The following is an 8,786-nucleotide window of genomic DNA, read 5'->3' as shown; positions in this document are numbered from 1 at the left end:
GACGTCCTGCAGGCGACGGCTGCCTTCGCCCCGGCGATCGAGTTGATCGACACCCGGATCACCGACTGGAAGATCGCATTGTGCGACACCATCGCCGACAACGCCTCCTCTGCGGGCTTCGTGCTCGGCGAGGCCCGGGTTTCGCCCGCCGATGTGGACATCACCGGGATCGAAGCGGTGCTGACCCGCAACGGCGAGGTGGTGGCCAAGGGCCGCAGCGACGCCGTATTGGGCAATCCGGTCACGGCGGTGGCCTGGCTGGCCCGCAAGGTGGAAAGTTTTGGTGTACGGCTCAAGGCCGGTGACATCGTGTTGCCCGGCTCGTGCACGCGAGCCATCGACGCCCGGCCCGGCGATAATTTCGTCGCGGAGTTCGACCGGTTGGGGTCGGTGCGGTTGTCTTTCGAATAAGAGGAGCGTTCATGCCGTCCAAAGCTTCAGTCGCCATTGTCGGGTCGGGCAACATCAGCACCGATCTGTTGTACAAGCTGCTGCGCTCGGAGTGGCTGGAGCCGCGCTGGATGGTGGGCATCGACCCGGAAAGCGAAGGCCTGGCGCGGGCAAGCAAGCTAGGCCTGGAGACCACACACGAGGGGGTCGACTGGCTGCTGGCGCAACCGGAAAAACCGGACCTGCTGTTCGAGGCCACCAGCGCCTACGTGCACAAGGCAGCCGCGCCGAAATATGCCGAGGCCGGGATCCGGGCCATCGACCTCACGCCGGCCGCGGTCGGCCCCGCCGTGATCCCGCCGGCGAATCTGCGCGAGCACCTCGATGCTCCCAACGTCAACATGATCACCTGCGGCGGCCAGGCGACCATCCCGATCGTGTACGCGGTGTCACGCGTCGTCCAAGTGCCCTACGCCGAGATTGTCGCGTCGGTCGCCTCGGTGTCGGCCGGGCCTGGCACCCGGGCCAACATCGACGAGTTCACCAAGACCACTGCCCGCGGTGTAGAGACGATCGGCGGCGCGCAGCGCGGTAAGGCGATCATCATCTTGAACCCGGCAGAGCCGCCAATGATTATGCGGGACACCATCTTCTGCGCGATCCCCGAGGACGCCGACCGCGACGCCATCGCCAAGTCCATTCACGACGTCGTCGAAGAGGTGCAGACCTACGTGCCGGGATACCGGCTGCTCAACGAGCCGCAGTTCGACGAGCCGTCGATCAACTCCGGCGGCCAGGCTTTGGTCACGACATTCATCGAGGTCGAAGGCGCCGGCGATTACCTGCCGCCGTATGCGGGCAACCTGGACATCATGACCGCGGCGGCCACCAAGGTCGGCGAGGAGATCGCCAAGGAGACGTTAAGCGTCGCGGGAGGTGCGCGATGACGAACAGCATTTGGGACATCCGGATCACCGACACGTCGCTGCGCGACGGGTCGCACCACAAACGCCATCAATTCACCAAAGACGAAGTCGGCGCCATCGTGGCAGCCCTGGACGCCGCCGGTGTGCCGGTGATCGAGGTGACCCACGGCGACGGCTTGGGCGGATCGTCGTTCAACTACGGCTTCTCCAAAACCCCGGAGCAGGAACTGATCAAGCTCGCCGCCGAAACCGCGAAAGAGGCCAGGATCGCGTTTTTGATGCTGCCTGGGGTGGGCACAAAAGACGACATCAAAGAAGCTCAGGACAACGGCGGGTCGATCTGCCGGATCGCCACTCACTGCACCGAGGCCGACGTGTCCATCCAGCACTTCGGGCTGGCCCGGGAGCTGGGCCTGGAAACCGTCGGGTTCTTGATGATGGCCCACACGATTCCGCCGGAGAAACTTGCCAAGCAAGCCCGGATCATGGCCGACGCGGGCTGCCAGTGCGTCTACGTCGTTGACTCCGCCGGCGCGCTGGTCCTCGAAGGTGTGCGGGACCGGGTCGCGGCGTTGGTCGCCGAGCTCGGCGACGACGCCCAGGTTGGTTTCCACGGGCACGAGAATCTGGGTTTGGGAGTGGCCAATTCGGTCGAGGCCGTGCGAGCGGGCGCCAAGCAGATCGACGGGTCGTGCCGGCGCTTCGGCGCGGGCGCGGGCAATGCTCCGGTCGAGGCGTTGATCGGGGTGTTCGACAAGATCGGCGTCAAGACCGGCATCGACTTCTTCGACATCGCCGACGCCGCGGAAGACGTGGTGCGCCCGGCCATGCCGGCCGAATGCCTGCTCGACCGCAACGCGCTGATCATGGGCTACGCCGGGGTGTACTCCAGCTTTCTCAAGCACGCCGTCCGGCAGGCCGAACGCTACGGCGTGCCCGCGTCGGCGCTGTTGTATCGGGCTGGTCAGCGCAAACTCATCGGCGGGCAAGAAGACCAGCTGATCGACATCGCGCTGGAAATCAAGCGTGAGCAGCAGCAGGGGCAGGTCGTCACGCACTGAACTAAGCGCTGCCTGCCGCTCCTCGGAACGGCGCGCACAGGCCATGCAAAGGTAGCGCGAGTAACCTGGCCCCATGAGCACATCCAAGACAGTCGGCACCCGTGGCCGCGGGCTGTACGGCCGGCTTGCTGGCGGGCTACTAACTGCGACCGCCGCGACGGTGATCGCGCTACCCCTGGCGGGCACAGCCAACGCAGATCCGCCGTGCAACCAGACCGTCGGTGACTCGATCGACCAGTACCTGCAAAAGCACCCGGACCTCCACCAGCAGCTGCAGGCCAGGTCGCAGGCCGAGGGCGGCAACGGCAGCGTCATCGACTATCTGAACCGGCATCCGGATGTGCGGCAGCATCTGATCGATCTATCGCAGCAGTGCGCACCGTAGTGAGTCGGTCTCGTCCGTAACCGCCGTGGCCGACACCCTGGAATGTTCGCCCATTGACGAAAAATAGAACACGTTCTAGCGTCTAGGCGTGTCCGCTGCGTCCTTTTCTGAGCCGCTAGCCTCCGCGATCGCCGAGGCCGAGAAACTCGTCGCCGCCGCCCCGCACATCGAGACCGAAGCCGACCTGCTCGAAGGACTGCAATACCTGGCGGGCTGCGTCGAGGCCTGCACGCATATGGCTTTCAACCACGAGCGCGACCACCCGTTCCTGCTGTCGGGCACCGGGCCGTTCACCAAGATGGGCCTGGACAACCCGGACACCCTGTACTTCGGCACTCGCGTGCTTCCCGACCACGACTACGTCGTCACCGGCCTGCGCGGCACCACCACCGACTTGAGTTTCCAGCTGCTCGGCGGCGAGTACACCGACGACAACGTGCCCGGCAGCCAGGTCGCCTTCGACGACCGCGAACTCGACATCGCCGAGGACGGCAGCTTCCAGTGGCGGCTGCGCCCAACGACGCCAGGGCAACTGGTGATCCGTGAGGTGTACGGGGACTGGTCGCAGCAGCGCGGCACGGTGGCGATTTCCAGACTGGACACCGCCGGGACCGCGCCACCGCCGCTGACCCGCCAAACCATCGAAAAGCGTTATGCCGCAGCCGGAAAGCAACTGGTCCAGCGGGTGAAGACCTGGCTGCAGTTCCCGCAATGGTTCTATCTCAACATCCCGGTCAACACCATGGTGGCGCCCCGGCTGACTCCCGGCGGGCTCGCCACGCAGTACTCCTCGGCCGGGCATTTCGACTTGCAGCCCGGCCAGGCGCTGGTCATCACGGTGCCGGTGAGCGACGCACCGTATCTGGGCTTCCAGTTGGGCAGCATGTGGTACATCTCGCTGGACTACATCAACCACCAGACTTCACTGAATGCAACACAGGCCCAACCCGATCCGGACGGCAAGGTTCGCATCGTGGTCGCCGACCAGAATCCCGGCGTCACCAACTGGGTGGAGACGCTCGGCCATCGGCGCGGCTTCCTGCAGTTCCGCTGGCAACGCGTATCGCGTGAGCTCACCGAGGCCGACGGGCCCACGGTCGACCTCGTCGATTTCGACGCAATTTCTGGCGTGCTGCCGTATTACGAGCACAACAAGATTTCCCAAGAAGACTGGCGCGCACGAATTGCTCTGCGCCAGCAGCAGATTGCTAACAGAATGCTGGGGTGACAATGCCCGGAATGCTTGACGGCAAGGTAGTCGTGATCAGCGGCGTGGGTCCCGCGCTCGGCAGCACGCTTGCACGCCGATGTGCCCGCGACGGAGCGGATCTGGTGCTGGCGGCCCGTACCGCCGAACGCCTGGACGACGTCGCCAAGCAGATCACCGACACCGGCCACCGCGCGGTGGCGGTTGCCACTGATATCACCGACGACGACCAGGTGAAAAACCTCGTCGACTCCGCGCTGGCCGCCTACGGCAAGGTCGACGTGCTGATCAACAACGCGTTTCGGGTGCCGTCGATGAAGCCGTTGGCGGGCACGTCGTTTCAGCACATCCGCGACGCGATCGAGCTCACCGTGCTCGGTGCGCTGCGGCTGATCCAGGGCTTCACACCGGCGCTGGCGGAGACCAAAGGCGCGATCGTCAACGTCAATTCCATGGTGATCCGGCACTCCCAGCCGAAGTACGGCGCTTACAAGATGGCCAAGTCCGCGCTGCTGGCCATGTCGCAGTCGCTGGCCAGCGAACTCGGTGAGCAAGGAATTCGCGTCAATTCGGTTGCGCCTGGCTATATCTGGGGCGACACGCTCAAGGGTTACTTCGAGCACCAGGCCGGCAAGTACGGCACCACGGTGGAGCAGATCTACACCGCCACCGCGGCGAACTCCGACCTGAAGCGGCTGCCCACCGAGGACGAAGTCGCTTCAGCGATCGTGTTCTTGGCGAGTGACCTCGCCAGTGGCATCACCGGCCAGACGCTGGACGTCAACTGCGGGGAGTACAAAGCGTGATGACCGCCGCCGACGATGCAGAACGGAGCGATGACGAGGAGGCGGCGCACTCATGACTGGGCGCACCGACGTCGGCACCGTCGACGAGCTGCACGCCTCGGCCACCAAGGTGACCGGGCTTGACGATTTCGGCACCGAGGACGACAACTACCGCGAAGCACTGGCCGTGCTGCTCGACTCCTATCGACGCGAGGCCGACCTAACGCCGTTGGGCAGCAAGATGAACCGGTTCTTCCTGCGCGGCGCGCTGGTGGCCAGGCTGCTGTCGGAGGCGGCGTGGAAGCAGTATCCCGAGCATGCCGACGTCGTAATCGAGCGCCCGATCTTCGTCACCGGCTTGGTGCGCACCGGCACGACGGCGCTGCACCGGCTGCTAGGCGCCGACCCGGCCCATCAGGGTCTGCAGATGTGGCTGACCGAATACCCGCAGCCCCGCCCACCACGCGAAACCTGGGAATCCAACCCGATCCATCGCGAAATCGACGCGCGGTTCACCAAGCATCATCAGGAGAATCCGGAATACACCGGGCTTCATTTCATGGCCGCTGACGAACTGGAGGAGTGCTGGCAGCTGCTGCGACAGTCGTTTCATTCGGTGTCGTACGAAACGCTGGCCCACCTGCCCAGTTATGCGCAGTGGCTGTCCCGGCAGGACTGGACGCCGGCATATCGGCGACACCGCAAAAACCTTCAGCTGATCGGTCTCAACGACGCGAACAAGCGGTGGGTGCTCAAGAATCCCAGTCATCTCTTTGCGCTGGATGCGCTGATGGCGACTTATCCCGACGCGCTGGTCATCCAAACGCATCGGCCGGTCGAGACGATCATGGCCTCGATGTGCTCGTTGGCCCAGCACACCACCGAAGGATGGTCGAACACCTACGTCGGCGCCCAGATCGGCTACGACTCAATGGACACGTGGTCGCGGGGGCTGGAGCGGTTCAACACTGCGCGCGCAAAATACGATCAGGCTCAGTTCTACGACGTCGACTACGCCGATTTTGTCGCCGATCCCATCGGCACCGTAGAGGCGATCTACCGTCACTTTGGGCTGACGCTTACCGACGATGCACGGGCTGCCATGGAGAAAAGCCACGCCGAGAGCCAGAGCGGGCCGCGGGCGCCCAAACACACTTACTCGCTAGCTGATTATGGGCTGACCGCCGAGTCGGTCAAGGAGCGGTTCGCCGGCCTGTAACGGGAACTCAGCCGTCGCCCGGAGGGGGAGCGGACGGCGCCGGCTCCAAAATGCCCTCGGCGATCGCATGATCGATGCTGTCGGCCAGCTTCGGGCACGTGGGAATGCGTGCGGTGTCACCACCGGCTTCCCTCACTTCCGCGAAGTAGGCGCAGCGCTGGGCTGCTTGCGAATTCCATTGCACCGACGTATGTCCGGGTCCTAGCCTCCTGACGAGCACCGAGACGTGGCAGAAGCGGCAATCGACGGGCTGCAAGCCCCAGCTGAGATACCGCTCTCTGTCACGTTGCGTGGCTTCGCGCAGCGCCTCAGCACGTTTGGGGTCGGAGGGGACGACGGGCGCGGTAGAGCCGCGGTTGCCGCGCTGCCGCACTGGATGCTCATCGCCGTGCGCGCCGTGCAGCGCCAGCATCGATCGTGCCAGCTGATCGATGTCGGGAACGCTCGGCTCGTTGTCCGCGGTCATCGTGACGGCTGGGTAGCTTGCCCTTTCGCTTCTTCTTCGGCTCTGCGCCGCAGGTTTTCCTCGACCTCGGCTTGCCAGAACTCGTTCGCCTTGGTGGTGTCCACTTCGATCTCGAACCGGTCGGTCATATCCGGGGTGACATCGGCGACATCGACGTAGAACTGCTGATACCAGCGACGCATCTGGTAAACGGCGCCGTCTTCTTCGACCAGCAGAGGATTGTCTATGCGGGTCTTGTGCTTCCAGATCTCGACATCTTGCAGGAAGCCCTTGCTGACACCGTCGGTGAACGCAGCAGCAAGCTTGTCGGTGGTCGCGTCGTCGAGCCCCTTGGGCTTTTCGACGATCACACCCCACTGCAACACAAACGAATTCTGGGTCACCGGGTAGTGGCAGTTGATCAGGATCGACTCGGCCTTGTAATCACCGTAGGTGTTGTGCAGCCAGTTGATCATGAACGACGGCCCGAAGTAGGAAGCCTCCGAATCCAGATGCGCCTCACCGTAGGTAGTCCCCATGTCGTCGACATCTGGGCGCCCGACATTGTGCAGGTACTGCGACGCGATGTGGCCCTCGAACACATTCTTGAAATACGTCGGCAGACCGAAATGGATGTAGAAGAAGTGCGCCATATCGGTGACGTTATCGATGATGTCGCGGCAGTTGCTGCCCTCGATCAGGAGCGAGTTCCACCGCCAGTCCGTCCACTCGTCGCTGTGCGCCTCCGGGATCTCTGGAATTCGCACTTCGGGCTGCGGCGGGTTGCGCTCGTGGTCGTGCCAGACGAACAGCAGGCCGCCGCGCACATCCGTGTGCCAGGACCGGGTGCGCGCCAGCTTCGGGGTGCGCTTGGCGTAGGGGACCAGCTTGCACCTACCGTCGCCGCCCCAGCGCCAGTCGTGGAACGGGCAGGCGACTTCGTCGCCTTTGATGGTGCCCTGGGCGAGATTGCCGCCCATGTGCCGGCAGTAGCCGTCGAGGACGTGCAACTCGTTGTGTGAGTCAGCGAACACGACGAGATGGGTGCCGAACGCCTCAATGCCGTGCGGCTTGCCGTCCAGGTAGTCCTTGACTGGGCCGAGGCAGTGCCAACCGCGGGCGTACCGGTCGGGCAGGGTGCCGGTGTCGATCTCGCGGATGCCGGCCGTCTCGGTAGCCATGACACCTCCCACATCGTCAGCTTCTAACTAGAACACGTTACAGTTTTCGTCCCGGATAGTGCAACGACGGTGGCCGCCGGGCGACGATGCACACCATGGGCGGTCTGAGGAGGAGTCGGGCGATCGCACCGGGCCTGCGGCTATATCCGGCCTGCGGTATATGTGAACGATGCCGCTGTTTGCCTTCGAGGGCCGATCGCCGAAAGTCGATCCGACCGCATTCGTCGCCCCGACCGCGAGCCTGATCGGCGACGTCACCATCGAGGCGGGGGCGTCGGTGTGGTTCAACACCGTGCTGCGGGGCGACTACGCGCCGATTGTCGTGCGGGAAGGCGCGAACGTTCAGGACGGCTCGGTGCTGCACGCGCCTCCCGGCATCCCTGTCGACATCGGTCCAGGGGCGACGGTGGCACACATGTGCATGCTGCACGGCGTTCATGTGGGTGCTGAGGCGCTGATTGCCAACCACGCCACGATCCTCGACGGCACAGTGATCGGCGCTCGCAGCATGGTCGCGGCCGGGGCGCTGGTGCTGGCCGGCACGCAGATTCCGGCCGAGGTGCTGGTGGTGGGGTCACCCGCCAGCGTCAAAGGCCCCATCGCGGGGACCAGCGCTGAGACCTGGGTGAAAGTGAACCCGCAGGCCTACCAGGACTTAGCCCGACGCTATGTGTCGGGCCTGGAGCCGGTTGAGGCGGACGGACCCAGTTAAACCGGCCGCGCGGTGGCGGCGGCTCGGTCCATCTCCCAGTAGGCGCGCAGCGCGACCAGCTTGCCGTCACCGTTGGCCTTATAGGTGAACACCCCTTCGGCAGTGATCTGGTGTCCGCCCATAGTGATGACGATGTTGCCGACGTTGGCTTCTTCGTTGCCGCACTGGAAGGTGTCGCGGAAATTGAACTCGATCTTGTCGGTCGGGGCAATCGCCTTGTCCCAGAACGCGGAGATCGCGTCTCGACCACGGTGCCCTTTGCCCTCGGGGTCGAAAGCCGAAGGGCCGATGGGGTCTTCGACAATGGCGTCGTCGGCGAACACCTCCAGCCAGGCTTGCTTGTCCTTGGCCTGCACCGCTTCTCGTGAGCGACGGCCGGCCGCGTGGGCGGGATGCTCGGTCTTGGTCTGCGTGTCAGTCATGGTCAGTCCTGCCAGCCGGAGTGGATGTAGGTGTCGGCGAAACGTTTCAGGGA

Annotated in this window: 11 protein-coding genes; 8 read left to right on the top strand and 3 right to left on the bottom strand. The window is 64.5% G+C overall.

Annotated features, from left to right (window positions below; all coding sequences use genetic code 11):
• The 7 genes from VFA16_RS16425 to VFA16_RS16395 form a co-directional block, all read left to right on the top strand.
• A partial coding sequence (locus VFA16_RS16425) for a 2-keto-4-pentenoate hydratase (RefSeq protein WP_324968839.1) occupies positions 1 to 411 on the top strand: 411 nt, incomplete at its 5' end.
• Between the two features lie 11 nt (positions 412 to 422).
• Positions 423 to 1,337, top strand: a complete 915-nt coding sequence (locus VFA16_RS16420; RefSeq protein ID WP_324968838.1) for an acetaldehyde dehydrogenase (acetylating) — start codon at positions 423 to 425, stop codon at positions 1,335 to 1,337.
• Positions 1,334 to 2,377 carry a 4-hydroxy-2-oxovalerate aldolase gene (gene dmpG / locus VFA16_RS16415; RefSeq protein WP_324968837.1) on the top strand — a complete coding sequence of 348 codons (1,044 nt, stop codon included), beginning with the start codon at positions 1,334 to 1,336 and terminating at the stop codon, positions 2,375 to 2,377. Before VFA16_RS16420 ends, dmpG begins: the two co-directional genes overlap by 4 nt.
• Before the next feature lie 73 nt (positions 2,378 to 2,450).
• Positions 2,451 to 2,762 (top strand): hypothetical protein, encoded by a 312-nt coding sequence (locus tag VFA16_RS16410; RefSeq protein ID WP_324968836.1) that lies wholly within the window; start codon positions 2,451 to 2,453, stop codon positions 2,760 to 2,762.
• Positions 2,763 to 2,850: 88 nt separating this feature from the next.
• Complete coding sequence (locus VFA16_RS16405; protein ID WP_324968835.1) at positions 2,851 to 3,990, top strand: hypothetical protein; 1,140 nt, start codon at positions 2,851 to 2,853, stop codon at positions 3,988 to 3,990.
• Between the two features lie 2 nt (positions 3,991 to 3,992).
• Positions 3,993 to 4,775, top strand: a complete 783-nt coding sequence (locus tag VFA16_RS16400; RefSeq protein ID WP_324968840.1) for an SDR family oxidoreductase — start codon at positions 3,993 to 3,995, stop codon at positions 4,773 to 4,775.
• 52 nt (positions 4,776 to 4,827) lie between these two features.
• Positions 4,828 to 5,973 (top strand): sulfotransferase, encoded by a 1,146-nt coding sequence (locus tag VFA16_RS16395; RefSeq protein ID WP_324968834.1) that lies wholly within the window; start codon positions 4,828 to 4,830, stop codon positions 5,971 to 5,973.
• A gap of 7 nt (positions 5,974 to 5,980) precedes the next feature.
• On the opposite strand, the gene VFA16_RS16390 is transcribed toward VFA16_RS16395, so the two are convergent.
• Together VFA16_RS16390 and VFA16_RS16385 are read right to left on the bottom strand one after the other, a co-directional pair.
• Entirely contained in the window at positions 5,981 to 6,439 is a 459-nt protein-coding gene (locus VFA16_RS16390; protein WP_324968833.1) for a hypothetical protein, read from the bottom strand.
• Positions 6,436 to 7,599, bottom strand: coding sequence for a Rieske 2Fe-2S domain-containing protein (locus tag VFA16_RS16385; RefSeq protein WP_324968832.1), 1,164 nt, complete (start codon positions 7,597 to 7,599; stop codon positions 6,436 to 6,438). The genes VFA16_RS16390 and VFA16_RS16385 overlap by 4 nt, the downstream gene beginning before the upstream one ends.
• Positions 7,600 to 7,768: 169 nt before the next feature.
• Here VFA16_RS16385 and VFA16_RS16380 point away from each other — a divergent pair, with 169 nt between their 5' ends.
• Positions 7,769 to 8,311 (top strand): gamma carbonic anhydrase family protein, encoded by a 543-nt coding sequence (locus VFA16_RS16380; protein WP_324968831.1) that lies wholly within the window; start codon positions 7,769 to 7,771, stop codon positions 8,309 to 8,311.
• Here the strand turns inward: VFA16_RS16380 and VFA16_RS16375 are convergent.
• Positions 8,308 to 8,733 (bottom strand): nuclear transport factor 2 family protein, encoded by a 426-nt coding sequence (locus VFA16_RS16375; protein WP_324968830.1) that lies wholly within the window; start codon positions 8,731 to 8,733, stop codon positions 8,308 to 8,310. The two genes, VFA16_RS16380 and VFA16_RS16375, sit on opposite strands and share 4 nt — an antisense overlap.
• Positions 8,734 to 8,786: the final 53 nt, after the last annotated feature.

It is taken from the genome of Mycobacterium sp., from assembly GCF_035653355.1.
In the GTDB taxonomy this organism is placed as follows: Bacteria; Actinomycetota; Actinomycetes; order Mycobacteriales; family Mycobacteriaceae; genus Mycobacterium.
Note: the sequence above shows the minus strand (reverse complement) of the source record. Positions and strands in the feature narration are given on the sequence as shown.